Consider the following 26,380-nt stretch of genomic DNA (forward strand, 5'->3'; position numbering starts at 1 on the left):
CGGGCCGCGTTGACGGCCCGCTCCCAAACATGAATCGTTTGTTCGCGCGGCGGCGGCTCGGCCGGTGCGCAACGGGGCTTTGCTATACTGCCGTTCATGGACGAATACCTCGACAAACCCATCAAGACGAATGCTGCGAACGAAGAAGGGGAAGCTGCCGATTCGGCCGGCTTTTCCGCACTCGACGACGGCGACGCCCTTGGCTTCGACAACCTGGATCAGCCGGCGGGACAGCGCTCGCGCATCGAGCGCGAGCAGCATCGCTGCGACCTCGACCAGGCGACGCGCGAATTCGGCTCCGCCGCCTCGGCCGACGGGAAGCCGACCTTGCCGGAAGGCCGGGCGGCAACGGCCAAGCTCGAACGCATCAAGCAGGAGCTCAACGCCGTGCCCGCGCTGCCGGGCGTGTACCTATGGAAAGACAAGTCCGGCCAGGTCATCTACGTAGGCAAGGCGAAGCAGCTGCGCGCGCGCATGCGCCAGTACGTGAACTTCCAGGACGAGCGCGCCAAAATACCCTTGCTGGTCGACCAGATCGACAGCTTCGACTACATCGTGGTGGAGAACGAGCACGAATCTCTCGTGCTGGAAAAGAACCTCATCAACCAGCACAGCCCGTTCTTCAACGCCGACTTCAAAGACGACAAGTCGTACCCGTTCATCGCGCTCACGAAAGGCGACGTGTTTCCCGCCATCAAGTACACGCGCGAGAAGCACAAGCCCGACACGAAGTACTTCGGCCCCTATACCGACAGCCGCGCCGCGCGCGACATGGTGGACATCGCGCGGCGCGTCGTGCCGTTGTGCGCCACATCGTGCGCCGATTGGCGTCAGCTCAAGCGCAGGCTGGAGAAGAACCCGCTCGCGCTCATGGCAAGCGACGCGCGCCCGTGCTTCGATGCGCACGTGGGCTTGGGGCCCGGCGCGTGCTGCGGCGCGGTGACGCCCGAAGAGTACCAGGTCAACGTGAAGCGCATCGGACGATTCTTGTCCGGGCAGCATCGGGAGTTCGTCGACGAGCTGACCGCCGACATGCAGGCTGCGGCCGAAGAGCTCGACTTCGAGCGCGCCGCGCGCATCAAGGCGCGCATCGACACCATCAACAGCCTGACCGACAAGCAGCATGCCGTGTCCACGCGCAACCTGGACGCCGACGTGGTGGGCATCTTCCGCGAGGAGACCATCGCCGGCGTGCACGTGTTCATGGTGCGCGAGGGCCGTATCATCAACTCGAACGAGTTCGTGCTGAACCGCGGCAAAGACGTGCCCGACGACGACCTGCTGCACATGTTCCTGCTGCGCTACTACGACGCCACCACGTCCATTCCGCATGAGATCATCGTGCGCGACGAGCCCGAGGACGAAGAGGCTATGGAAGCATGGCTCACCGAGAAGCTGGCAAGCCCCCATGGCGCGAAGGTGCGGTTCACGGCGCCGCGCAAAGGCGAGAAGCACGAGCTTGTGAGCATGGCCGAGACGAACGCGAAGCACACGCTCATGCGCTACAAAGTGCGCACCAATTACGAGGACAAGCGCATCAACGAGGCGCTTCTTCAGCTGGAAAGCGCGTTGGCCCTCGACGAGCCTCCCCTGCGCATCGAATGCTTCGACATCTCCACCATTCACGGTTCCTACACGGTGGCCTCCATGGTGGTGTTCACGAACGGCAAGCCCGACAAGAACCAGTACCGTCGCTTCAAGATCAAGACGCCGCTCGACGAGGCGAACGACTTTTTGAGCATGCAGGAGGTGATGAGCCGCCGCTACGCGCCCGAGCGCATGGCGGACGAGCGCTTCGGAAGCAAGCCGGATCTCATCATCCTCGACGGCGGCAAGCCGCAGCTGTCCGCGGCGCTCGAGATGTTCGACAAGCTGGGAATCCGCGACATTGCGTTGTGCGGCCTGGCGAAACGCGACGAAGAGCTGTTCGTTCCCTGGCAGGACACGGGCCCGGTGGTGCTGCCGAGCGGTTCCGCGTCCCTGTATTTGGTGAAACAGGTGCGCGACGAGGCCCACCGCTTCGCCATCACGTTCCACCGGGAGCTGCGCGGCAAGGGCATGACCGCCTCCATCCTCGACGACGTGACGGGCCTTGGACCCGTGCGCAAAAAGGCGCTGCTCAAGCACTTCAAATCGTTTAAGAACCTCAAAGACGCCGCCCTTGACGACATCAAAGCGGCGCGCCTTGTGCCCGAAGAGGTGGCTGAGGAGCTGTACCGCGTGCTTCAGCAGTATAATAGGGAGCGAAAGGACGTGCGCGTCGTGGGCGGCGCGCAGCAATGCGAATCCGACGCGCTTGCCAGCACGGGCGAGCGCTCCCGTACCGACGAAGGGATTGCTGATGAGCGAATCGACGGTTGATCTTGAGCACATGCCCGAGCTCGTCATCGTGAGCGGCATGAGCGGCGCCGGCCGCACCGAGGCGATGCACGTGTTCGAGGACCTGGACTACTTCTGCGTGGACAATCTGCCCTCCAGCCTGATCGGGAACCTGCTCGAGCTTACCGGCATGCCCGGCCAGCCCGACGAGCGGCGACGCCTGGCCGTGGTGTGCGACGCGCGCAACCGCGATTTCTTCGCCAGCTTGACAAGCGAGCTCAAAAAGCTCAAGGAGCGCGGGCTCGATTACCGCGTCCTGTTCCTGGACGCCGACGACGAGAAGCTGATCGCGCGGTACAAGTCCAGCCGCCGCCGTCACCCGCTTTCCGCCGACGGGGCGTCCATCGCTCAGGGCATCGTGCGCGAGCGCGACCTGCTGTTCGAGCTGCGCGAGAGCGCGCATCACGTCATCGACACCACTGACATGCTGCCGCCGCAGCTGCGCACCACCATCCGCGCTCTGTTCGCACCCGGCGAGGACCGCACGGGCCTGCAGGTCACGGTGTACTCGTTCGGGTTCAAGCACGGCGCGCCTCTTGACGCCGACCTGGTCATGGACGTGCGCTTCCTGCCGAACCCGTACTACGATCCCCAGCTGCGCCCCTTGACGGGCCTGGACGCGCCGGTGCGCGACTTCGTGCTGTACCGCCCCGAGACCGAGGAGTTCCAGAAGCGCTGGCGCGCGCTGCTCGATTGCGTGATGCCGGGCTACGTGGCCGAGGGCAAGCAGCAGCTGGCCATCGGCATCGGATGCACGGGCGGCCAGCATCGCAGCGTGGCGCTGGCGGAGGCCACGGCCGACTACCTCAAGGCGAAGGGCTACCGCGTGAGCATCGCCCATCGCGACCTCAAGCTGGCCGAAGGGGCCGACGGTTTGCTGGTGACGGATTCCGCCGCTGCGGCTCCGGTCGCCGGGCGCTAGGGCTTTGCATGGCAACGCAACCGTTCTCGCATGATCCGTCCCTGACGGCCGCTTTCGCCTCGCTGGGCACGCCGAGCGCGGCGTCCGCCGTCGACGAGCACGTGCGCGCCGTCGTGATAGGCGGCGGCACGGGCGCGCCGGTGTCCATCCGCACGCTGCTGTCGATGGGCGTCGAAACGAGCGCCGTCGTGGCGATGGCCGACGACGGCGGATCGACCGGCATCCTGCGCGAAGAGGCCGACGTCACGCCTCCCGGCGACGTGCGCAAGTGCATCGCCGCTATGGCGGCCGATCCGAGCGACCCTTTGACCAAGGCGTTCAAGTATCGGTTCTCGTTTGCGCGCAACCACACCCTGGGCAACCTCATGCTGTCGGCATTGGAGGATGCGGCAGGGTCGTTTCCCCAGGCTATCGCTATATGCGAGCGGTTGCTGCAAGCGCGGGGGCACGTGTACCCGTCAACGCTCGATCGGGTGTCGCTTGCCGCGCGCACGCGCGACGGGCGCATTTTAGAGGGTCAGGCGGTGGCGTGCCATTCGCGCACCGCGCTCGAATGCGTGCGGCTTCGCGCCGAGCGCGGCGTGGTGCCCTACGAGCCTGCGCTCGAGGCCATTCGCAACGCGGACCTCATCGTGCTGGGGCCGGGTTCCCTGTTCACGTCCATCATCCCGAACCTGCTGGTTCCCGGCGTGGTGGACGCCATACGCGCATCGAAGGGCAGCACGTTGTTCGTGTGCTCGCTCGCCGACATGCAGGGGGAGACGTGGGGCCTTGCCGCCCGCGAGCACGTGGATGCCCTCATGGATCACGGCATGCGCGGGCTGCTCGATTACGTGCTGGTGCATACGCAGGTGCCGTTGCGGCCCGATAGTCCGGCGACGGGCCTGTTCAGTGCCTTGGCCGGTGCCGAGCCGGAGCACGCTTCGACATCGGACATGGGCGATTTGGAGCTGTCGCAGCGGGTGCGTCCCGTGCGCGTCAGCTATCAGGACGTGCAGGCCATCCAGGCGCGCGGCCCGGTGGTCATCGCGCGCAACCTGGTGGATGCGTTGCGGCCTACCTGGCATGATCCGGCTGCGTTGCGGGAAGCGTTTTCGGGGGTGTTGCGCCTATGTCGTTCACGGCGGAAGTAAAAGACGAGCTGGCTCGCGTTCCACCCACCTGCTCGCATTGCGAGAAGGCGACGCTGGCGGCGCTCGTGCGCATCGAGGGCACGCTGTTCTTCAGCGGGCAGGGCAAGTACCGCATCGAGATCGCGACGGACGTCCCGTCCGTCGCGCGCCTGGTCATCAAGCTGCTGCACGAGCTGTACCACCTGGAGACGAACCTCACGGTGCGCCGCAGCGTGCTGCACAAGACGCCGAACTACCTTATCGAGGTGCCTTCCCAGGCGCGCTTGGCGGAATCGCTCGTCGACATGGGCGTGCTTTCCGCCGAGGGCGGCCTGATGATGGGGCTCACCTCGGATCTGGTGGCGAAGGAATGCTGTACTGCGGCTTATTTGCGCGGTGCGTTTTTGGGAAGCGGGTTCGTCTCGGATCCGCGCGGCGACTTCCATTTCGAGATCACGGTCGAAAACGAGGACTTGGCCGACAGCCTGGTGAGCCTGCTGGAGCGCAAGGGCATCAACGCGCGCGTCATGCAGCGGCGCAGCTCGTACATGGTCTACCTTAAAAGCGGCGCGGCCATCCTGGAGTTTCTGGCCTTCGCGGGAGCTCATCAAAGCGCGCTCGCCATGGAGAACGCGCGCGTCATCAAGAGCGTGCGCAACGACGTGAACCGGCAGACCAACGCCGAGATAGCGAATCAGGCCAAAGCGGCCAACGCTTCCGTTGACCAGCTGTACGCGATCCGTATGGTGCTGGAGGCGCACGGCATGGAGAATCTGCCGCCGGCGCTGCAGGAGTTCATCAAGCTGCGGGTCAGGTATCCCGACGCCACGCTCAAAGAGCTGGGGGAGCGAGCGAACCCTCCGCTGTCCAAAAGCGCCGTTTACCACCGCGTTCGCCGGATCGAGCAGATGGCGAAAGAGGTGCGCGGGTAGGGGCCCCGCGTCGTCAGCCGATCGACATGATGCGCCCCATGTCCGAGGTGTCGTATCCGCCCAGGCTTGCGAACTCTTCGCGAAGCAGTCCCGACTCCAGGATGCCCATCATCGTCTGCACGGCGCGCGCGTCGAAGTTCTCCTGTTTGACCACAAGGTCGTATCGTTCTTTCTGCAGGGGCACGAAATCGATGCCTTCCACCTGCTTCGCCACCTTTTCGCTCCCGATCGCCACGTCCCCGCGTCCTCGAGCCACCATGCTCGCAACGGCGATGTGGGACTGGGTTTCTATCTCGTAGCCTTGAATGGAGGAAGGCTGCGCGCCCAGCAGTCTGACGTGCTCGTCTAGCAGCACCCGGGAGCCCGAGCCTTTCTCTCGATTGACGATCTTCACTCCCGGAGCGAGCAGGTCTTCCCAGGTGGTCAAGTTCTTAGGGTTTCCCTTCGCCACGTAAAAGCCCTGCATGCGGTAGGTGAGGTTCACGATGACGGTCGGGGTGCCGGGGAGAAGCTTCTTGACGTAGGAGACGTTGTACTCGTCGGCGTCTCCGTCCCAGAGATGCGCGGAGGCAACCTGCACTTTGTCTTTGTAGAGGTCGGTCAAGGCGTCGTAGCTCCCGATGTAGGAGCGCAGCGATTCGACTCCCGTCTGGGCGATGTAGTTGGAGAGAACGTCCAAGATGATGTCTTGCCCGCATATGACGAATTGCCGCTTTCGCTCGTTCGGGTCGTTTCGGTGCTCGAAGCGGTTCGGGTTCTTGGATCTTGCGATATAGCTCTGCACGTCCGCGTAAGTGAAGCGCAGCTTCCTGCCGACCTTGTACGAGCTGAGCTCTCCCCGGTCTTTGAGCGCGTAGACGGTGTTGCGACCTACTTGCAGTATGTCGGCCACTTCGTCCACGGTTAACGCCTCGTCGTTTCTCATAAAACCTCGATTCTACGAATTGGGACGAAACGGTATGAACAGTGGTTAAGAAAGCGTATTCGTTTCGATTCGTTTGATTGCCGGTATGTCGATGATTATACTCCTGCGAGAATCGATGAAAAGGACGTGCGCATGGATACTTCGACGATAGCGCCGCTGCTCGCCACGTTGTCGGTCGGCGTCGCGTGTGGATTGCTGTTCAAGAGGCTCAAAGTGCCTGCTGGGTATATGATCGGCGCTTTCGCGGGCGTTGCCGTGTTGAGCGTTGCGACGGGATTCACCTGGCTGCCTGCTGAAACGCGAACCGCGGTTCAGATCATCGCCGGTGCGTTCGTGGGCTGCTCCATGGAGCGGAGCGACCTTGTGCGTTTGAGGCGATTCGCGAAGCCGGTCGCGCTGATGCTCCTTGCGTTTCTCATTTTGAACCTTGTTCTTGGATTCGTCATCTGGGCGGTGTCTCCGCTCGATTTGGTGACCTCCCTTATGTGCGCCGTGCCGGGCGGTATCAACGACACTCCGATTGTCGCGGCGGACATGGGGGCCGACGCTCCTGCGGTTACCGTGATGCAGTTGATCAGGCAGGTGCTCGGCATCGGGGCGTTTCCGGTGATGATTGCGTTGTTCGATGGGTACCGCACGGCACATGGGCACCCTGATGCGCGCGGCGCCGAAACTGCTCCCGGCGAGAACCGCATGAAGTCGAATCAGAAGTCTCCAGCATCGACTGTAGCAGCTTTGGCTGTTGCCGCGCTGGCGGGGGTCCTTGGGAGGATGACGGGCGTTGCGGGGCTTACCTTCACCGCGGCGATCGTTGCCGTGCTTATCCTGAAGCTCGTGTTCGATTTTGCTTTCATCCCTAAATGGGTTAAGAAGGTTTGCCAGCTTGTTGCCGGGTGCTACCTTGGAACGTTGCTCACTGCTGAGGGGCTGACGGGCTTGGCCGATTTGGTGCTTCCCGCAGTCGTTCTGGTGGCGGGTTACACGTTCAACTGCTTTGTTACGGGAAAGCTTGAAAGCAAGCTGTTCGGGTACGGCAGAAAGGAAGGGATGCTCATAGCGTCTCCCGCCGGGGCATCCGACATGGCTCTTATAGTCGATGACCTGAACGTCAAGAACACCGACGTGGTTGTCATGCAGGTGATGCGAGCAGTTTTCGTCATGGCGTTCTTTCCTCAGATCGTCAACCTTATCTGCTATTTCACGGGGAGTTGACCCTCGATGGGGGACTGGTTGCCGTCGGCTGGCGCAGGCGGTGGGTTTGCGCTTCGGCACGTGATGCTATCGTGACGGGAATCGCGACGATAAATGAAGGCACACGCCTGGATTTTCTGGTGCCTCGATGCGGCAAGAGCCGGTTTATCTCTTCAAAAGCGCCGCTTACCACCGTGTTTGTCGGATCGCACGGATGATGCAAGACGAGTGCGGGTAGAATGGCGAGTGCTTGTGTTGTATTATCGGTTCGTGCCGTAAACGAGAAACTGAGTATCTTTATGAAAGGGGATACGCATGGCAATCAAAGTAGGCATTAACGGATTCGGCCGCATCGGCCGCCTGGCGTTCCGCGCGATGGCGAACGATCCCGAGATCGAGGTCGTGGCGGTTAACGACCTTGGCGATATTCCGACGATGGCCCACCTGCTCAAGTACGATTCCATCCACGGTCGTGCCTTCGACGCCGTCGAGGTTACCGAGGACGGCTTCGTGGCCGATGGCCATGCGGTCAAGGTGCTCTCGGAGCGCGAGCCCGCCAACCTGCCTTGGGGCGAGCTGGGCGTCGACGTGGTCGTCGAGTCCACGGGCTTCTTCACGGACGGCACGAAGGCCAAGGCGCACCTTGACGCCGGCGCCAAGAAGGTCGTCATCTCCGCGCCCGCCAAGAACGAGGACATCACCATCGTCATGGGCGTGAACGACGATCAGTACAACAAGGACGAGCATCACATCATCTCCAACGCTTCGTGCACCACGAACTGCCTGGCCCCCTTCGCGAAGGTGCTGCTGGACACGTTCGGCATCAAGCGCGGCTACATGAACACGATCCATTCCTACACCAACGACCAGAAGATCCTCGACCTTCCCCACAAGGATCTGCGCCGCGCTCGCGCCGCAGCCGTGTCGATGATCCCCACCACCACGGGCGCTGCCCGCGCGGTTTCGCTCGTGCTGCCCGAGCTCAAGGGCAAGCTGGACGGCTTCGCTACGCGCGTTCCCACGCCGGACGGATCGATGGTCGACCTGACGGTCGAGCTTGAGCGCGACGCCACCATCGAGGAGATCAACGCGGCCATGAAGGCTGCCGCCGAAGGCCCGATGAAGGGCGTGCTGGAGTACACCGAGGATCCCATCGTGTCCATCGACATCGTGGGCAACCCGCACTCCTCCATCTTCGACAGCAAGCTGACCATGGTGATGGGCGGCGAAGGCAACTTCGTCAAGTGCATCAGCTGGTACGACAACGAGTGGGGCTACTCCAACCGCGTCAAGGACCTGGTGAAGATCCTGCTGTAGAGGAATGCTCGTTCCGTCGGCCTGACGGCCGGCGGAACCGCTCGACGCTGCGGGGCGCTGGGGCACCCGATCTTCGCACGATGCCGCGGGCTCGCGTACCCAAGTACGCTTCGCCCGCGTCCTCCCGCGAATCTCGGGCACCGCAGCGCCCCTCGCTGTTTTACTGCGCCAACCTGCCCGGTTGTTTTCGCGCTTCGCGCGAATCGAGGAAAAGGAGCACGCTATGAGGGTACTGGGAATGGGCGCTCCGGAGCTGCTGCTGATGGTTCCGTTCCTGCTTGCGGCAGGAGTTGCCATCTTCGCGATCGTCATGACGGTGCGGCTTGTGAGGGCTGCCGAGCGAACGGCGGCGGCGACCGAGGCAATCGCCAGCGAAATGGCGCGCCGGAACGCGACGCCGGGCAACGGAAATCAATAGGTATCATTAGTCTGTGGAAGAGGGTTGTATGGCTGACATCAAGACCATCGACGAGCTGGACGCGGCGGGGAAGCGCGCGCTCGTGCGCGTCGATTTCAACGTGCCGGTGAAAGACGGCGTCGTTACCGACGACACGCGCATCCGCGCGGCGCTGCCCACGATCGAGAAGCTTGTCGCGCAAGGCGCGCGCGTCGTTCTCATGAGCCATCTGGGCCGTCCGTCGGGCGAGGGCTTCGAAGAGTCGTTCACGCTGCGCCCGGCCGCCCAGAAGCTTTCCGAGCTCATGGGCAAGCCCGTGGTGTTCGCCACCGATACCGTAGGCGCGGACGCGCAGGCCAAGGCGGCCTCCCTGCGCGACGGCGACGTGCTGGTGGTGGAGAATCTGCGCTTCGACAAGCGCGAGAAGAAGAATGACCCCGCATTCTGCGAAGAGCTGGCAAAGCTCGGCGACGTGTACGTGAACGACGCGTTCGGCACCGCGCATCGCGCGCACGCTTCCACGGCGGGCGTCGCGGCGCTGCTCCCCGCGTACGCGGGCTACCTCATGCAGCGCGAGGTGGCCACGCTCACCGGCATGCTCGAGGAGCCGAAGCGCCCGTTCGTGGCCATCCTGGGCGGCTCGAAGGTGTCCGACAAGATCAAGGTCATCGACGCGCTCATGGACAAGTGCGACACGCTCGTCATCGGCGGCGGCATGTGCTTCACGTTCCTGTCGGCGCAGGGCAAGCAGGTGGGTTCGTCGCTCAAGGAAGAGGATTGGATCGAGCGCGCGGCGGCCATGATCGCCAAAGCGGACGAGCGCGGCGTGAAGCTGCTGCTTCCCGTTGACGTGGTGTGTGCCGACCGCTTCGCCGAAGATGCCGAAACGCTCACGGTTTCGGTGGACGATATTCCCGATGCTATGATGGGCCTCGATATCGGACCTGAAACCGCGAAGCTGTACGCCCAGGCCGTGGCCGAGGCGGGCACCGTGTTCTGGAACGGCCCCATGGGCGTGTTCGAGATGGCGGCGTTCGAGGCCGGCACGAAGGCCGTGGCGCAGGCGGTGGCCGACAATGCGGAAGCCGACACCGTCATCGGCGGCGGCGACAGCGTTGCCGCGGTCAACAAGTTCGATCTGGCGGCGCAGATGACCTTCATCTCCACCGGCGGCGGCGCGTCCATGGAGCTTGTCCAGGGCGAGAAGCTCCCCGGCGTCGAGGCATTGCGCTAGCTGGCCGCATCCATCGCGTTTCCTCTATCTGAAAGGATGGTACGTATGAAGCGAACCCCTCTTATGGCGGGCAACTGGAAGATGAACAATACGATCGGCGAGGCCGTCGTGCTCACGCAGGAGATTTCCAACCAGTACGACAAGGGCATCTGGGGCGAGGACGTCGACATCCTCATCTGCCCGCCCTTCATTGACCTCAAGCCGGCGAAGACGGTTCTCGATTTCGACAAGGCGAAGGTTGCCGTGGGCGCCCAGAACGTGTATTGGGAGCCCAAGGGCGCCTATACCGGCGAGATCTCGGTGCCGATGATCAAGGAGATCGGCTGCGCGTGCTCCATCGTGGGCCACTCCGAGCGTCGCGAGCTGTTCGGCGAATCGAACGAGGACGTCAACCGGAAGGTCAAGGCTCTCGTCGAAGCCGGGCTGTACGCCATCGTGTGCGTGGGCGAGTCGCTTGCCGTGCGCGACGAGGGGGCGACGGAGGAGTACGTTTGCGCCCAGGTGCGCGCTGCGTTCGCGGGCGTTGACGCGCGCGATGCCGCAACGTGCGTCGTGGCGTACGAGCCCATCTGGGCCATCGGCACGGGCCGCACGGCTACGCCCGAACAGGCGCAGGCCGTATGCGCGGCCATCCGTTCGACGCTCGCCGACCTGTACGGCGAGGACGTCGCGCAGCAGATGCGCGTGCTGTACGGCGGCTCCATGAACGTCGGGAACGTGGACGATCTGCTGGCCCAGCCCGACATCGACGGCGGCCTGGTGGGCGGTGCCAGCTTGGAGGCGTCGTCGTTCGTCCAGCTGATCAAGGCGTGCCTGCGATGAGGCCCGCCAACACGACCTTGCCGGCTTGCCTTATCATCATGGACGGGTTCGGCTTGGCCGAGCCCGGTCCCGGCAACGCCATTTCGCTGGCGAGCACGCCGTGTTTGGACGACGTGTTCGCGCATCGTCCTTGGACGAAGCTCGAAGCGTCGGGCGAGGCCGTGGGCTTGCCCGACGGCCAGATGGGCAACTCCGAAGTGGGGCACCTCAACATAGGCGCCGGCCGCGTGGTGTTCCAGGAGCTTACGCGCATCAACCGCGCGTGCGCGGACGGGTCGCTGGCGGCCAATCCGGTGCTCAACGACGCGTTCGCTGCGGCGTCGGCGCCGGGCGCGGCCCTGCACCTCATGGGCCTGCTGTCCGACGGCGGCGTCCATTCCTCCAACGAGCACCTGTACGCCCTTATGCGCGCGGCCAAGACGGCGGGCGTTGGAAACGTTGTCGTGCATTGCTTCATGGACGGGCGCGACGTGCCGCCCAAGAGCGGTTCGGGCTTCGTGGAGCAGCTGGAAGCAGTGGCGGCGGAGCTTTCCGACGATGCGTGCGATGTGCGGATCGGCAGCATTTCCGGGCGCTATTTCGCGATGGACCGCGACAACCGATGGGAGCGCGTCGAGCGTGCGTGGCGCGCCATCGTGGAGGCCGAACCTTGCGTCGATCGCACGCCGGCCCAGGTCATGGCCGACTCTTACGCCGCCGACGTCACCGATGAGTTCGTGGAGCCCGTGGCGCTTTCGGATCGCGGCGTGTGCGACGGCGATGCGGTGGTGTTCTTCAACTTCCGTCCCGACCGCGCGCGCGAGCTGACTCGGTCCCTGGTGGATGCTTCGTTCGACGGCTTCGAGCGCAGCCGGGTTCCGCAGGTTTCGTTCGTCTGCCTGACCGAGTACGACCCCGAGATCGCCGCTCCCGTGGCGTACGCGAAGGAGTTTCCCGAAGACGTGCTGGCGGACGTGCTGGCAGCCGCCGACCTTCGTCAGTACCATATCGCCGAAACCGAGAAGTACGCGCACGTGACGTTCTTCCTCAACGGCGGCCGCGAAGAGCCGAAGGCGGGGGAGGAGCGCGCGCTCATTCCCAGCCCCAAGGTGGCCACGTACGACCTGAAGCCCGAAATGAGCGAGCCCGGCGTGGCGTCCACGCTGGCTGCCGCCATCGATGCCGGCGAGGCCGACGTGTACATCGTGAACTTCGCCAACCCGGACATGGTGGGGCATACGGGCGTCATCCCCGCCGCCGTAGCCGCCGTGGAAGCGGTGGACGCGGGCGTGGGACAGGTGCTCGCCGCCGTCGAGCGGGCGGGCGGCATCGCCCTGATCACGGCCGATCATGGAAACGCCGACAAGATGCTCGCTGAAGACGGAAGCCCGTTCACGGCCCATACCACGGCGCTCGTGCCGCTGGCGTTCGTGGACTTCGCGGGAACCGGGCGCACGCTCGACGGTTCCCCGGGCGCGCTCTGCGACATCGCGCCCACGCTGCTGGAGCTGATCGGGCTGCCAGCCCCTGAAGCCATGACGGGAAGAAGCCTGCTGGCGTAGCTTCGCGATAGCGGGAGCCGACGTGGACGGGCGCAGGTCGGCCGGGTCGGCTCCCGCATCGGTGGCGAAACGCGCTGCTGCTTGCCCTTGGCGGCGCGTTTCGCTATACTAGGCAACTTGCATACCGTTTGATTCCGAACGAAAGAAGAGACGAACCTTGAACCCGCTTCTCATCATCGTGATCGCCCTGCTCGTTCTGTCGGGCATCGGCCTCATCATTTTCATCTTGCTGCATTCCGGCAAGGGCACGGGCATCTCCGACATGATCGCCAGCTCCGTGTACTCCACGCAGACCGGCACGAGCATCGTCGAGAAGAACCTCGACCGCATTACCATCGTCTTGGCGGCGGTGTTCCTGCTGTCGCTTATCGTGCTCATGATCATCTACCCGCACGGCACGATCGCGGGGAGGTAGCACGCTGCGCCGGCCGTGGTCGGCGTGCGTGGTTTCAGCGGGAACGAAGCAGTATGAACGGGCGCCGTAACAGGCGCCTTTTCGCGTTGCAGGCGCTCTTCGGGGATCGATTGCGCAATGCGGGTCTTCGCGCCGCGCGAGTCGGACGTCCCCGGCGCCTGCGCGTCGGGGAGGGGGATCCGCCTTCTTTTTCGGCCGTTGCGGCAAGGGGTGAAAATTCGTCAAAATTTCCCCTTCACAACGCGAAGAGGTTCGGGTAGAATAACCACCGTTGCTTTTCGCAACAAGTCGGAGTGGTGGAACGGCAGACACGCTAGCTTGAGGTGCTAGTGCCCGTATAGGGTGTGCGGGTTCAAATCCCGCCTCCGACACCAGTAAAGCTAGAAGGAGAGTCCGAGTGGCTCTCCTTTTTTGCATTTGCGCGCATCCTTTGAAAGGGGACGAACCATGGCCCGATCATTGACGACGAAAAGCCCCGTGTCCGATCGCATGCGCTCCATCAGGCGCGTTCTGTGGGGCATCCTGTTCTTGAACCTTGCCGTGGCCGCGGCGAAGTACCTGTACGGAACGTACAGCGGGTCGGCCTCCATGCAGGCTGACGGCATTCATTCGGTATTCGACTCGGCGGGCAACGTGGTGGGCCTGGTGGGCATCGCCCTTGCCGCGCGCCCGGCCGACGAGGGGCATCCCTACGGTCATGCCAAGTTCGAAACGTACGCCAGCCTGGTGATCGGCGTTCTGCTCTTGCTCGCGGCGTTCGAGGTGGGAAGCTCTGCGGTGGGGAAGCTGGCTACGCAAACGTACACCGCCGAGGTGGGTCCGCTGTCCTTCGCGGTCATGATCGGCACGCTGGCCGTGAACCTGGGCGTGACCGTGTACGAGCGCAAGCAGGGAAAGCTGCTGAAAAGCGAGATCCTGGCCGCCGACGCGAGCCATACCTTGTCCGACGCGATGGTTTCCATCGGGGTCATCATCGGGTTGGCCCTGGTTTCCTTGGGCTTTCCCATGGCCGATCCCATCATGGCGCTCATCGTGACCGTGGCCATCCTGGCAACCGCCTACGACGTGTTCAAGCATGCGCTGGCAACCTTGTCGGACCATGCGCGCATCCCGGAAGAGGACGTGCGCAAGGCCGCTTTGGCGGTTTCCGGGGTGCAGGACGCCCACCGCGTGCGCACGCGCGGCACGGAGGGAGAGATCTACGTGGACCTGCACGTGCTTGTTGCGCCCGAGATGACCGTTGCGGCCGCGCACGACCTAGCCGACGAGGTGGAGCGGGCTGTGCGCCGACGGTTCGATAACGTGGTGGACGTGCTCGTGCATGTGGAGCCCGACGACGGGCATAGCGAATGAGCGGGGGATTCTCGGCCGTGAGGGCCGTGTTCTTCGACGTGGGAAGCACGCTTTTGTACCCGAGCCCTTCGGTTGCGGAGGCGTTTGCGCGGGTGGCTCAGGAGCGCGGCCACGCTTTGACCGTGCGGGACGTAGAGCCTCACATGCCGGCAATGGATGCCTACTACGAGGCCGAATACCTGCGCGACGGCGATTTCTGGTGCTCCCATGAGGGCTCGGTTGCCATCTGGATGGACCAGTATCGTTACGTGTGCCACTTGACGGGCATTTCCCATGATTCCGAGGGCATGGCGCAGTCGGTGCACGAAGCGTATCGCAAGGGGGATCATTGGGCGCTGTATCCCGACGTCATGGACTGCTTGAGGGCGCTCAAGAAGCGGGGGCTGGCGCTGGCGGTGGTATCGAACTGGGATGCGGGCTTGGAGGGGCTTCTGCGGGATCTGAGGCTGCTTCCGTACTTCGATGCCGTGGTGTCTTCGGCGGTGGTGGGGTATCGCAAGCCCGATCCGGTCATATTCGATCTTGCGTGCGAGCAGCTGGGCGTGTGCGCGGACGCGGTGGTGCACGTGGGCGATCGTCCCGATGCGGACGGCGACGGTGCGTGCGCGGCCGGTATTCGCCCGATCATCATCGACCGGCACGATACCGAGAGCGAAAGCGGTTACGAACGTGTCAGAATGCTGACCGACATTGACAAATTACTAGACTGAACAGGCTGAACGTGCGGCCCAATTCGAATGTTCGATCGAGTGCGAAGCCAGGTGCGAAAAAAGTTCGAAACTTTTTTGAAAAAGTTCTTTGACATGTCGGCGAGTTCTGGTAGACTATTTGCTCGCTGGCATGGAAGAGATTCCAACGCCGAGTTTTCATGGGCGATTAGCTCAGGGGGAGAGCACTACCTTGACACGGTAGGGGTCACAAGTTCAAATCTTGTATCGCCCACCATGAAATGCAGAAAGCACTTGCGCAGGTCGCAGGTGCTTTTTTATTTGCCCTGCCCCTTTGGCGGCGCGCCGGGAGGTGAACCCCCTTCGCCTCCCGGACGCGGACGATTCGCACGATCTGCATGCGGGCAGGGGAAGCCCTGCCGTGCAAGGCGCATCTGCTGGACGGGTGTCAGCCGCGAGCTTGCTCATCCGGTGCGAACAGACCAGCGCCGGCCTTGTGCCAGAAAAGACGAGTTTTGCGGCGATTTTTCCGCCTTGTCGAAGTGATGCGACGAGGGGCGTTTTTCATCATGCCTGGTCAGAGACTTGCTGCTTGTCATTATCCTTGCTTGAGGACCAGCAAAACTCGTCTTTTCTGGCAGAGGGTCCGGACGGGCTCGCGGCTATCCGCGAGCGTCCTCGGTGGCTTGCGTGGCGGCGGCAGCTCTGATGGGACGACAGCGGTACCCCGCCATCTCGTCAGAGCCTTAGGATAGCGGGATAGTGGAGTGAACCTGCCCTCGAACTTCCTTGCTATCGTTTATCTGCCAGTAGAAGCGACGCGAAGGACGCGAGGGCGATCGATAGTGCCGATAGAAGAAGAACGATAACGATCGAATCGCCAGAAATAGCGTAAGAGCCAAGTGCTACTCCCGTAAAAAGCGTGCATGGATAGTCAAGGCCGCCAAATGCAACGGCGCACCAAAACCTTCTTTTCTTAAAATCGAGTTTCCAGAGAAAGCCGTATGTTGCAAGAAGGCATATGGCAAGCAACGCAAAACTCAAACCCATGGTGATGCTCATGGATCCGAGCACTGCCGCCAAGGCAAGGGTCGCTACGAGGAGCGTCAGGATGCTTCCTTGCCTGTTGAGGTGCCAAAGGGCAATGATGGAGAAGAAAGGGGCTGTCAGCACCCCGTGAAGTGCATAAATTTGAGGAAACTGGTGCGCGGGGAATCTCGTGACTAAGCCTATGGCCATCAAGAGGAAGAAAAGCGAGAGTGCCTGCACGATTGGATTATCTAATATGGATTTATTCTTCATAGCTGACTCCCGAAAACACGTCGGTAACTGTTATGAGGTTCAAACACGGTTGTGCCTGCAATGCAGGGCACCTTCAATCCTGGAATCCATGCCTTTCGAAAAATGTGTTCCGCTAGTCTTCTTTTTTCGAATCATTCAAACGAGCTTGTAATTTAACTTGGCAAAGATTGATGAACTCCTGTTTTGAGCGAGTTCCAGCTTTCTGGTATATGTGCTTCACATGCGTATTGACGGTAGATGCCGCCACAAAAAGTTGTTCGGCGATGACGCCTTGGCTACGGCCCTGAAGGAGAAGGGCGGCGACCTCTCTCTCGCGAAGCGAGAGTCCGATGTCCGCAAGGACTTCGTTCATATGGGCTTCTTTGTCGATCAGGCTGCCCGCTTCCATTCGTTGATCAGCTTCTGCTTTGCGTCGGCGCGTTGCGATCTTTTCAACGCTTCGCATGGATACAATTAGTGAGATAGCGATAATGCCGGCCACGATAGGTAGAAAGAAGTTGGTGGCAGAACCTCCTATATGCTGGCAGGCAACTCCTATGAAGATCCCTATGAACATCCCGGCGCATGGGGCTAGCCAGCCCCATGCGAACATCTGGTCGGAGAGCATGTTGGGTCGAGTTGCCAGGGCTGCGAAGTGGGCTGTTAGGTGTAGGTACGAGACGATCATCGACAGTACGAACAAAACGATAGCTACGTTCAGCAGCTGCTGCTCTCCTGTCGCGAAAATGACTAAGCCTGTGACGAGCATAGGAACGGGAGTCCATGAAATCACGGTTAAGTCCATCTTGAAACCGTCATGCATCCTCGCAATCGATATCCCCGCGATGGCAACCATGACGGCTGTCGCGATCGTTGCCACGCTCAGGTAGCCGTCGAACACGTGCGCGCCGCTCAACAAGGCCCAGGAGACCCCGTATGCCATCCAAAGCGCACCTCCGACGAAATAACACGTATGGGGGATGGCGTCTCGGGTGTCGCTGACGATGATCTGCCTTCCGTCGTCACCAATTGTGCTCGCGGCGACGGCCATGCGAGATCCGATCAAGCCGGACATAAGCCCGACGAGGGCGATAACCGATAAGCTCACGATCTGGGGCATCACCGAAACAAGCACCATGATAATGCTGGCTGCGCACGTGTCGGCCAGCACTTGGCGAAACGATGATCCTGCATCTTTGGCGGCAATGATTCTGCCCCATATCAGAATGCTCATGGCGTAACCGCAGCCGGATAGGGAGAACAAGAAGAACATCAGAGGGGGATTCGATATGCCGGCAACGCTTTCAACGACGCAGGAAGCAGGCCCGAGTGCCAGTAAGATGCTCGACACAATAGCGAGTCGCCTATGGTTGTCGTGGCGAAGCATGTAGGGTTCGGCCATTGCCAAGGCTAAGAGCGTAAAGCAAGTTGCGCCGAGAAAGGCCAGAAGCGCGATCAGGATACCTTCGTCGGGTACGGCCGTGCCCAGTCCATTCGAGCGGATGGAGGCGGACGTCAATACGCAGAAAAAATAAGCAATGAGAGAGGCGAGGCCCAAATCGCTCAAGTGTCCATGCCCCCTCTTTGCTTGAGCGGTTTCTGCTTTTCGAGGTGTATGTCTGTTCGATTTGTCAATCACGCAGCACCAATGCCAATATGGCTCCCCCTTGATACAACGCTTGGAAAATATGTTAGCGTTGCGGTTGCAGCATTAGCTATCATTATGCCATGCGAGCGATGCTCGCTTGGCAAGAATCCCCGTGAGCAATTGAAACCGTTAGGACCGCGGCAATCCTACATTGACGTAGAAGCGATAGAAAGCATACCTTCCAACGACAATGCCCGCAACGACTATCGTAGCGCCAACGATAATTGCTGGCATGGATGGTTGAGATGCGAGCATTCCGAAACCCCACAGGATAGAGCCCGCCAATGTCGTTAGAATGCGTGCCGTTCCAAGCGTGCTCCATTGCTTTGCCCAGCTGCTTGTGCCTCCACCTGCCCAGGTGCTTCTCGTCACGGTGGTTCCTTGGGCGTAGACTACGAAGACCACAGCCATGCAGCAAGCTGCTTCAATAACGACCAAAGCGGTGCGCACGTGAAGTGAAACGGGAAATGCGAGGCAAGCTAGAACGCCCTCTAGACAGACGCCGCCCAGGAGAGCGATGACCGCGAAATCGACGGAAAACGCGAAACTGTTCCATGTCGGGACCGTGCGCATGCGATAGGCCAAGCATTGGAATACCACGAACAGGATTGCAAATGCGGTGACAAGTACGAGAAGCGTCCCTAGAATCTCGACAGCGTTGGCTAAGCTGTGCGATACCGCAACGTAGAACATCAGGGCGGTTGTGAACAGGGCACCTACGAACACCTCGTTTGAGACGGTTGAATTCCCGAGCCTCATGAATGCGCGTAGGGCTTTCGTCGGTTTGCCCAGGTGCAAGGTTGAGCAAACTAGCGAAGCGAGGAGCAGTGCACCGAGGAAGCCTCCATACGCTCCCGTTGTCAAGACGGCAGATCCGGGGGCCATGCCAGATAAGACGAGCGAGGCTGCCACGATCCAAGCCCCGACGCATAGGGGGGCGCAGGTGGTGAATACCAGCAGCGGCCACTCCGACCTGATGCTGTTCATATCATATCTCCTTCGCGTTGGATAGGCCTAAGGAAACGAGGCCGGAGGGACGAGCGTGCCTATGCGGCGTGATGACTATATTGGGTTTGGTGAAGTTGCTGCTCGGTAACGGAGCGATGTCCTTTTCCAAACCGAATTCGGCGCGGAGATCGTCTATATTGCCGAAGCCTAGCGCGCGCATGGGGCATGCCTCTACGCAGATGGGAGCAAGCCCTTTAGCGACGCGCGCGCGGCATCCATCGCACTTGCGCATTGAGTGCAGCTTGCGGCTAAAGCTTGGTGCTTTATAGGGGCATGCGAAGGCGCAGCTGCCGCAGCCGATGCATCGTTCGCTATCCAGCACGACCAAGCCGTCGGGGCCTTTCCTCATGGCTCCGGAGGGACATACTTGCTGACATATCGGGTCGTCGCAGTGATTGCAGGCGATCGATACATAGTAGGCGTACACGTCATGCCACCAAGCATCGCCGTCGGCGAACCAAGATCCTCCCGACGACTCGCATACTCTTCGCAAGGATGCGGATTCGCCAAGATAGTAGGCATCACGGCACGCCATCTCGCAGGTTTTGCAGCCCGTGCAGCGAGAAACATCGATATGGAATCCGTATTGACTAGGCATTTCCATCACCTCGTTCTCGTAACTTGAGCGTAATTGCTGTGCTGGGGATTGCCTTTTGCCAGTGGAGTTGCACGGCTGGACGTGAGCGTGTTGATGCATCCGCCTTCGTCCACGCGGTCGCCCTCCATGTTCGCATCGTGCCACGCCCCTTCGCCCATCGCGATAACTCCTGGCATTATGCGCTCGGTAATCTTAGCCTCTATGCGAACCCTTCCGTAAAGGGTCGATACCTCGACGCGCTCTCCATCTGCGATGCCTCGGGCTATTGCGTCGACAGGGTTGATCCAGAGTTGATGCCGCGCGCGCTTTCTTATCGATTCGAGGGCCCCGTAAGACGAATGGGCGCGGCTTCGGTGATGAAAGCCGACCAACTGCAACGGGAACCTTCCCGTATCTGCCGCCGCCGGCTCGAAACAAGGCGGTGCGTATTCGGGTATGGCACTGATCACTTCGCCTTCCTCTAAGGTGAAGTCCGCGGTATCCCGGAGGATCTTCTCCGAATAGATCTCTATCTTACCTGAAGGCGTTCCCAGCGGATGGCGATGTGGGTCTTGGCGGAAATCCTCGAGCGCGATATGGCACCCTTTCGGGTTGCTGCGGCGATACACGTTCGTCTCAAGCATCTCGCCGTATGGCGGCAGGTCGGGGTCGTCCCGCCTGGCATGCTCGTATATGGTTTGGCGCCATTCCTCCTCGTTTTTTCCTTCGGTAAACTCATCCGCTATCCCTAGGCGTTCGGCGAGTCTCGATAGCATCCAGTACAAAGTCTTGCGCTCGCCTTTAGCGGGCAGGTACTGGGAATTCATCAGCACGTACCCGGCATCGCCAGCCCAATCGTTGGCGACGATGCTCGGCTGCTCGATGGGCATGAGATCCGGCAATAGGATGTCGGCATACCGGGCCGAAGCTGTCATGAACGTATCGATCACTACAATGAATTCGCATTTCGTCTCATCCTGTAGAATATCGTGGGTTCGGTTGATGTTCGAGTGCTGGTTCGCGATGGTGTTGCCGGCGTAGTTCCATAAGAACTTTATTCCTGTAGCAAGACGATCGCGGCCGACAATGCCGTCGCTGGTGGCGTTCATCTCGTGGCCGCGCATCACGGCATCGGTCCAAAGAAAGACGGGTATGGCGACCTCGACAGGGTTGTCCGGCGACGGAACGTCCCCTTCGAAGAATCGATACGTTTCGAAATCGGAGCCAGTTCCACCACCGGCGATGCCTACGTTGCCGGTGATGATGGCTAGCATGGCGATTGCCCGGGAGGTCTGTTCTCCGTTCGCTTGGCGTTGGGGTCCTTTCCCCTGATAGATGGCGCACGGTTTCGCAGCCGCAATCTCTCGAGCGAGCTTGACGATCTCTGAAGACGGGATGCCGGTAATCGAGCTAGCCCACTGCGGCGTTTTCGCCGTTCCGTCCGCTCCTTTTCCTAGGATGTAAGACTTATAGCTGGCGTTCGCAGGTGCTGATGGGGGGAGGGATCCTTCGTCGTAACCGATGCAGTAGGTACCCAAAAAATCAAGGTCGACGGCGTCTTCGGTGATCATCACGTAGGCGAGGGCGGCAGCCAGCGCACCGTCCGTTCCGGGTCGGATGGCGATCCACTCGTCGGCGCAATTCGCCGCGGTCTCCGAGTATCGAGGATCGATGACTATGGTGCGGACTCCGGAATCGAGAATGGCGTCTTTCAGGTATACGGATGCTCCGCCTCCGCACATCTTCGTCTCAAGGGAGTTGTCCCCGAACAAAACCAGAAGCTTTGAGTTCTTCACATCGTCTGGGGTGTTGGCGTCGCGCGTCCCGTACAAGTACGGGATAGCCGCATCTATCTGGGAGTGGCTGTAATCTCCGTAGGAATCCAGGTAGCCCCCGTACAAGCTCATCAAGCGAGGCAGGAATCCGGCTATGTTCGCGTTCATCACCCCGCTTGCGAAATTGATATACACCGCTTCGTTGCCGTATTGCTTGACGATGCGGGACAGGTTATCCGCGATCTCGTCGAGCGCTTCATCCCAGGTTATGCGCTCGAACCTGCCCTCGCCGCGCGATCCTGCTCGGCGCAAGGGGTACGAGAGCCGGTCTCGATGGTTTATCCACTCCCTGATCGATCGACCGCGTAGGCACGCGCGGAGTTGGCGATCACCTTCGACGTCGTCTGTCGATCGGTCGGACTCGACCCAAGAGAGCTCTCCGTTTTCCATGTGGAAGTTGAGAATGCAGCGCCCTTCGCAGTTCACGCTGCAGTATCCGAAGATCGCATCCGAGCAGTCGCTCGTGCGTTCGGCGGAGCCTATCAGCTGCTCAGGCTGCACGGCGGCATTGCGCGATATCGTCTTAAACACCAGATTTCTCCTCTCCGATGTGTTTGGAGTCCGTCTGTGCGCCATGATTTTTTCGATCTGAACGAAATCTGGCGAATCGCAGTGCGAAATAGGCGACGAAGATTACGCCGCTAGCAACACATGTGATCAAGGAGTCTTCAGAGCCCTTGACGGCGGCGGGATACAGGATCAGCAGCTCATGCACGAAAATGAGAGCAAAGAAGACGTACGAGCTTCTCTGCACGTTTTTCCAAGCAGAGGCGCTCATGCGACGCTTCAGCACCTTGAGCGACGTGGCTCCGAGCAGCAACAGCAAGGCAAAGAGCACGATGGCGATGACGAGAGAGGCGAGCTGGCTTCCGTCGATTGCCTCCACATTGCTGCTGAGCACGTCGAGATAGGAGCTGAGGTAGTTCAGGCAGTGTGCGAATGCCAGAATACAGGCGATGATCGACAGTTCCGCACGGATGGGGCCGACCGTTCTGCGCACTGTGGAATGCTCGGAAAACACGCCGCAATACATGACGATGACGAACAGCGCCGTGGCGAGCGTGCAGCGCTGGACAACCGGCGAGAGAACCTGCAGCATCGTCGGTGGGAGGCTGTAGACGATTCCGTAGGCATACGCAATGTCCAACGCCAATGCGATGGCGTACCATAGCCATGGCATGGTCTTGATGGATTTTGCCGCAGCCGCTACGAAAAGGCAGGTCGCGACCAAGACGATGAGAAAGCTCATTTCTTGTCCTTAGGGTTCCGATGGCTGGCGTGCGACGATCAAGCCGGCACTCGCAAGGAGCGCGCGATGTCATCGAGCAGGTCCTCGCATTCGTTTAAGAGCATTTCATCTTCGGTGAGCACGCCTGATAGGAAAGAGGCCCATGCCGCATAGTACCCGCTTCGATCGTTTTCGATGACGCTCCGGGAGAAGTCTTGCGCCCATAGCGACAGGTGTTGCTTCTTGAATGCTCTTTGCGATTCGATCAAACGCCTCAAGCGCTCGATCGAATCGACGTTTATCGCCTCTTCGAGCTCCGACAGGCAGCGATCGCAGATGTTGCGAAGGAATTCGAGTTCCATATCGATACTGTCTTCGGGCTCTCGATTCTTTTCTTTCATCACGTATCCATGGTTTTCATAGAACTCGCGAACTGCCAGCGTCTCCGACGTGAACATGCGCGAAGTGCCCGAGAGATGCGCAGATTCGTGCATAGGCACTACCACTTTGCGAGGCCCTAGGAAGAGACGCGCGTACTCCGTTCTCGTCTTTGTTGCGAAAGCGGCAAGGTCGTCGCATGCCAACGACACGAGGTCGCGACTCAAGGCAAGTTCTAGTGATTCGTCCAGCTCCTGGGTGAAGTCTGGCGCCTGATCCATCATCCGAAACACCGCATTTTCCGAAGATTCGCGTGCAAAAACGCTCGCGAGCAGGGCGAACCTGTCGCGACGGCATGCAGTCAGATCGAGGAGTTCGTTGACCTTCGCGTTCATTGCATCCATGGCACTATGCTCCTTGTGTCGGTGGCGACCGGTCGAGATGATGCCGACCGGCCGCCACGAAGCTGTTAATCCTGCACGGTCGTTGAAGTGCTCAGAAGGTCGACCGCTGCTGCAAAGTAGGCATGGGCGGCCTCGTTGGAGTCGTGCACCTCGTAGCCCAACGACTTTGCCGCAAGGTCGGTGATATCCATCTGCCGAGCATGCACGTTGGCTGCTACGCACATGTTGTTCACTTGAACCCCGCAGCCTGCGCAGGCCGTGAGGATGTAGTCCGCCTGAACCTCGTCTGCTTCAGCAACGCGGCTCGTTCCGGAGATGGGCACGCTGCCGATCTCGTAAAAGGCGTTCACCAAACCGCAGCACAGCGAGTCCTGACGATTGTGCCGCATGTCCTCGTAATCAACTCCTGGCACGGCCTGGATGAAGCTACGCGGTTCCTCGTATACGTTGAACCATCGTCCCAGATGGCACGGATCGTGATACGTCACCTTCGCTTCGATCGGCTCGCCGTCGGAGAGCCTGAGCGCGCCGTTTTCCACTAATTGGTTCAGCATGACGATCGAGTGGACGAACTCGATATCGAAAGGCAACCCGTGTTTTTCAGCGATGCCGCCATACAGCTCCGCGAACGTAGCGAGGCAGGCCGGACATGGAGCGAGGACCTTTTTCACGCCCGCCTCGTTCATGCGCTTGATGTTTTCGATGGCTCGGACCTCGAAATCATCCGCGTAGCCACCCAAGAACAGGTAGAAGCCGCAGCAGATATCCGAACCGTTGTCGCCGAGATCGACCGGTTCGATGCCGGCGGCGTTCAGCAAGTGCGCGACGTTTTGCGCTGCGTTCTTCGAAATTGTTTGGGTCCAGCAGCCCGGCCAGAGTCCTATTTCTCCCGCGTTCTTAAAGCGCATGTCGTCGGTGTGCCATCCGACGCCTTCTTCCTCGACGCCCCAGAAGTTTCCGGTATTCAGCACGTTCTCGCGCAAAGCGGACAATCCGGCGTTTGAGAATCCATGCTCTTTGAAGTACGGCTTGGCGCCCAGAAACTCGTCTGCCATCTTCAGGGATACCTCGCAGGTCTGCTCGCAGCGCTTGCATGTCGTGCAGATATTCAACTTATGGACCATAGGGAGATCGAAGGGGATGTTCCCTTTGGCGTACTCCTTGATCAGGTACCACTTGCCTCGAGGCGAGTTATCCTCCCACGGATCAGGCAGGAATACGGTGCACTTGCCTCGGCAGAATCCGCATGCTGCACAAGAGAACGCGCTGTCCTCCATGTTGTTCGGGAGATCGGTAAGCTTCTTGGCTTCGTTTTTCTTGCCGCCGAGAACGCGCCCCAGCGCTGCGCCTATGCCTGCAACACTGCGCGCGGATCCTATGGCGCGCGCGATGAACTTTGCAGGTGATTTGGCGTCCATGGAGACAGGCAGCACTTTGCCGGGGTTCATGATTGACGAAGGATCGGTTGCAGCCTTGAAGGCGGCAACGGCATTGAGCCGATCCTTTCCAAAGATGCTCTCGGACTCTGTGGTCAAGTACATCCCGGAAGCGTATGCACGACCGCCCAGCTTCTTTGCAGCCTCGGAGATGACCAGCGAGTTGGCGAAGGACATCGCGAAGTCATCCTTGCGCTCGTCGGCCAAGATGAAACCGATCAGCGCAAAGGCCTCCTGACCGACGGCGGTGGCCTCGTAAACGAACGAACCTTCGAACTTGTCAACCATGACGGAGTCGAACCGAGCGATCATGTCCTGCGGAACCAGTACGTCAACGGGAATGATGGACGGCCCGAATTTCTTTCCTCGCAATGGGTAGTACCGTTCGTCCCATTCGGCCTTGCTCAGATCGAAGGAATACCGCTCCGCCCCGAATCGCACGACAGCATCGTCAAGTTCGATCTTCTCCGATGCGACAAACACCATCCACTTCTCGGGGACGGACGATCCTATAGCGCGATTCTTCAGTGCAACGTAGTTCGGCGGTTGGATGCTTTCGTGCCACACGCCGGCCGAAGCGGCCTCGTGAGCGAAGGCTTGTGCAGCTGCTGCGTTCTCGAAACCGAAAGCAGCGTACTCCATGTTCGCTGCTGGAAGGATGCGCCAGGTCACGGACGTGACGATACCGGTGATTCCCTCCATGCCGTACACGAGATCGAGATCTTCGCCTGCGAGAGTTCGGGCGGTACCGTCGCCGAGGACGATCCTCACGGCGACCAGGCTGTCGCGCATTGTTTTCTGTCTGCAGCTGCCGATGCCGCATCCGCCTTGGCACACGAATCCGCCGATTGTTGCCGAGGGCGAGCTGGTGGGCATTATGGGCATCATGAAGCCTTGCTCGCGAAGCTCGAGGTCCAGATCCTCCATGACGGATGCGGCATCGGCAGTTGCCGTCATGGCGTTCGCGTCTACGGAGACGGGCCCCCTCATGCGGTACATGTCAACGACCACTCCTCCGGAGGCGGGCATGGCGCCACCGTAACCGGAGGATGCCGATCCGCGTGGAACCAAGGGCAGCTGCGCCTTTGCTGCTATGGTGGCGATCTGTTCGATCTCTTCCTCGGATTCGGGTTGGACCACCAAATCGGGCGTGGTCTTGATGAACTTCTTGACCATGTCGGGCAAAGTGCCCATATCGTGGCTGTACGCGACGCGGCGAACATCGGCCGTGCTTGCCCTGGCTCCTAAAAGTTCTTCAATGGACTTCAAAGCTGCCTCTTTGTTCATGATGCCTCCTGTCCGAGGGTGCATGGCGTAGGGGGAGGGAAGGGGGGGGGTACGCCATGCACGCCTCTGCTCTTCAACCGCCGCGACGGA

The 26,380-nt window shown here is 60.8% G+C and carries 22 protein-coding genes and 2 tRNA genes; 15 read left to right on the top strand and 9 right to left on the bottom strand.

Annotated elements, in window-relative coordinates; all coding sequences use genetic code 11:
* Positions 1-96: 96 nt before the first annotated feature.
* Genes uvrC through whiA form a run of 4 tightly spaced genes read left to right on the top strand, consistent with a single transcriptional unit; the run spans position 97 to position 5,345 of the window.
* Positions 97-2,361 (top strand): excinuclease ABC subunit UvrC, encoded by a 2,265-nt coding sequence (uvrC, locus tag LQE90_RS09125; protein WP_225749053.1) that lies wholly within the window; start codon positions 97-99, stop codon positions 2,359-2,361.
* A complete protein-coding gene (gene rapZ / locus LQE90_RS09130) occupies positions 2,342-3,301 on the top strand; it encodes an RNase adapter RapZ (RefSeq protein ID WP_114566918.1) in 960 nt (319 codons plus the stop codon). Before uvrC ends, rapZ begins: the two co-directional genes overlap by 20 nt.
* An 8-nt stretch (positions 3,302-3,309) precedes the next feature.
* A complete protein-coding gene (locus tag LQE90_RS09135; protein WP_216529500.1) occupies positions 3,310-4,434 on the top strand; it encodes a gluconeogenesis factor YvcK family protein in 1,125 nt (374 codons plus the stop codon).
* Positions 4,413-5,345, top strand: a complete 933-nt coding sequence (gene whiA, locus LQE90_RS09140; RefSeq protein ID WP_114566916.1) for a DNA-binding protein WhiA — start codon at positions 4,413-4,415, stop codon at positions 5,343-5,345. Before LQE90_RS09135 ends, whiA begins: the two co-directional genes overlap by 22 nt.
* 13 nt (positions 5,346-5,358) lie before the next feature.
* On the opposite strand, the gene LQE90_RS09145 is transcribed toward whiA, so the two are convergent.
* Positions 5,359-6,270, bottom strand: a complete 912-nt coding sequence (locus tag LQE90_RS09145; RefSeq protein ID WP_216529501.1) for a substrate-binding domain-containing protein — start codon at positions 6,268-6,270, stop codon at positions 5,359-5,361.
* A 132-nt stretch (positions 6,271-6,402) separates the two neighbouring features.
* On the opposite strand from LQE90_RS09145, the gene LQE90_RS09150 reads away from it, so the two are divergent.
* The 11 genes from LQE90_RS09150 to LQE90_RS09200 all read left to right on the top strand — a co-directional run bounded on the left by LQE90_RS09150 (position 6,403) and on the right by LQE90_RS09200 (position 15,485).
* Positions 6,403-7,482, top strand: a complete 1,080-nt coding sequence (locus LQE90_RS09150) for an AbrB family transcriptional regulator (protein WP_216529502.1) — start codon at positions 6,403-6,405, stop codon at positions 7,480-7,482.
* A gap of 294 nt (positions 7,483-7,776) precedes the next feature.
* Positions 7,777-8,778: a type I glyceraldehyde-3-phosphate dehydrogenase gene (gap, locus tag LQE90_RS09155; RefSeq protein ID WP_123191556.1), complete on the top strand. Its 1,002-nt coding sequence runs from the start codon at positions 7,777-7,779 to the stop codon at positions 8,776-8,778.
* A gap of 223 nt (positions 8,779-9,001) precedes the next feature.
* Complete coding sequence (locus tag LQE90_RS09160; RefSeq protein ID WP_216529503.1) at positions 9,002-9,196, top strand: DUF8066 domain-containing protein; 195 nt, start codon at positions 9,002-9,004, stop codon at positions 9,194-9,196.
* A gap of 28 nt (positions 9,197-9,224) precedes the next feature.
* Entirely contained in the window at positions 9,225-10,409 is a 1,185-nt protein-coding gene (locus tag LQE90_RS09165; RefSeq protein ID WP_216529504.1) for a phosphoglycerate kinase, read from the top strand.
* Positions 10,410-10,454: 45 nt separating this feature from the next.
* Positions 10,455-11,231, top strand: a complete 777-nt coding sequence (gene tpiA / locus LQE90_RS09170; protein ID WP_216529505.1) for a triose-phosphate isomerase — start codon at positions 10,455-10,457, stop codon at positions 11,229-11,231.
* Positions 11,228-12,772 (top strand): 2,3-bisphosphoglycerate-independent phosphoglycerate mutase, encoded by a 1,545-nt coding sequence (gene gpmI, locus LQE90_RS09175; RefSeq protein WP_216529506.1) that lies wholly within the window; start codon positions 11,228-11,230, stop codon positions 12,770-12,772. Before tpiA ends, gpmI begins: the two co-directional genes overlap by 4 nt.
* Before the next feature lie 157 nt (positions 12,773-12,929).
* On the top strand, positions 12,930-13,187 hold the full coding sequence (gene secG / locus LQE90_RS09180; RefSeq protein WP_114566910.1) for a preprotein translocase subunit SecG: 258 nt from the start codon (positions 12,930-12,932) through the stop codon (positions 13,185-13,187).
* A gap of 287 nt (positions 13,188-13,474) precedes the next feature.
* A tRNA-Leu gene (locus LQE90_RS09185) sits at positions 13,475-13,561 on the top strand.
* Positions 13,562-13,634: 73 nt separating this feature from the next.
* Positions 13,635-14,540: a cation diffusion facilitator family transporter gene (locus LQE90_RS09190; RefSeq protein ID WP_216529507.1), complete on the top strand. Its 906-nt coding sequence runs from the start codon at positions 13,635-13,637 to the stop codon at positions 14,538-14,540.
* Complete coding sequence (locus tag LQE90_RS09195) at positions 14,537-15,250, top strand: HAD family hydrolase (protein WP_216529508.1); 714 nt, start codon at positions 14,537-14,539, stop codon at positions 15,248-15,250. The genes LQE90_RS09190 and LQE90_RS09195 overlap by 4 nt, the downstream gene beginning before the upstream one ends.
* A 160-nt stretch (positions 15,251-15,410) precedes the next feature.
* Positions 15,411-15,485: transfer RNA gene (locus LQE90_RS09200), tRNA-Val, on the top strand.
* Positions 15,486-16,000: 515 nt separating this feature from the next.
* Here the strand turns inward: LQE90_RS09200 and LQE90_RS09205 are convergent.
* From LQE90_RS09205 to LQE90_RS09240, 8 genes are all read right to left on the bottom strand, one after another.
* A complete protein-coding gene (locus LQE90_RS09205) occupies positions 16,001-16,510 on the bottom strand; it encodes a hypothetical protein (RefSeq protein ID WP_216529509.1) in 510 nt (169 codons plus the stop codon).
* 112 nt (positions 16,511-16,622) lie between these two features.
* Positions 16,623-18,056: a helix-turn-helix transcriptional regulator gene (locus tag LQE90_RS09210; RefSeq protein ID WP_216529510.1), complete on the bottom strand. Its 1,434-nt coding sequence runs from the start codon at positions 18,054-18,056 to the stop codon at positions 16,623-16,625.
* A gap of 210 nt (positions 18,057-18,266) precedes the next feature.
* Positions 18,267-19,124, bottom strand: a complete 858-nt coding sequence (locus LQE90_RS09215) for a dimethyl sulfoxide reductase anchor subunit family protein (RefSeq protein ID WP_216529511.1) — start codon at positions 19,122-19,124, stop codon at positions 18,267-18,269.
* 1 nt (position 19,125) lies between these two features.
* The gene (locus tag LQE90_RS09220) at positions 19,126-19,743 is read right to left on the bottom strand and encodes a DMSO/selenate family reductase complex B subunit (RefSeq protein ID WP_216529512.1); all 618 of its coding nucleotides are present in this window, start codon (positions 19,741-19,743) and stop codon (positions 19,126-19,128) included.
* Positions 19,744-19,748: 5 nt separating this feature from the next.
* Entirely contained in the window at positions 19,749-22,088 is a 2,340-nt protein-coding gene (locus tag LQE90_RS09225) for a DMSO/selenate family reductase complex A subunit (protein WP_231088274.1), read from the bottom strand.
* Complete coding sequence (locus LQE90_RS09230; RefSeq protein ID WP_216529514.1) at positions 22,081-22,806, bottom strand: ferric reductase-like transmembrane domain-containing protein; 726 nt, start codon at positions 22,804-22,806, stop codon at positions 22,081-22,083. The genes LQE90_RS09225 and LQE90_RS09230 overlap by 8 nt, the downstream gene beginning before the upstream one ends.
* 38 nt (positions 22,807-22,844) lie before the next feature.
* On the bottom strand, positions 22,845-23,567 hold the full coding sequence (locus LQE90_RS09235) for a TorD/DmsD family molecular chaperone (RefSeq protein WP_216529515.1): 723 nt from the start codon (positions 23,565-23,567) through the stop codon (positions 22,845-22,847).
* A 65-nt stretch (positions 23,568-23,632) separates the two neighbouring features.
* Complete coding sequence (locus LQE90_RS09240) at positions 23,633-26,290, bottom strand: FAD-binding and (Fe-S)-binding domain-containing protein (RefSeq protein WP_216529516.1); 2,658 nt, start codon at positions 26,288-26,290, stop codon at positions 23,633-23,635.
* Positions 26,291-26,380 lie beyond the last annotated feature (90 nt).

The organism is Paraeggerthella hominis, assembly GCF_021044775.1.
GTDB lineage: Bacteria > Actinomycetota > Coriobacteriia > Coriobacteriales > Eggerthellaceae > Paraeggerthella > Paraeggerthella hominis.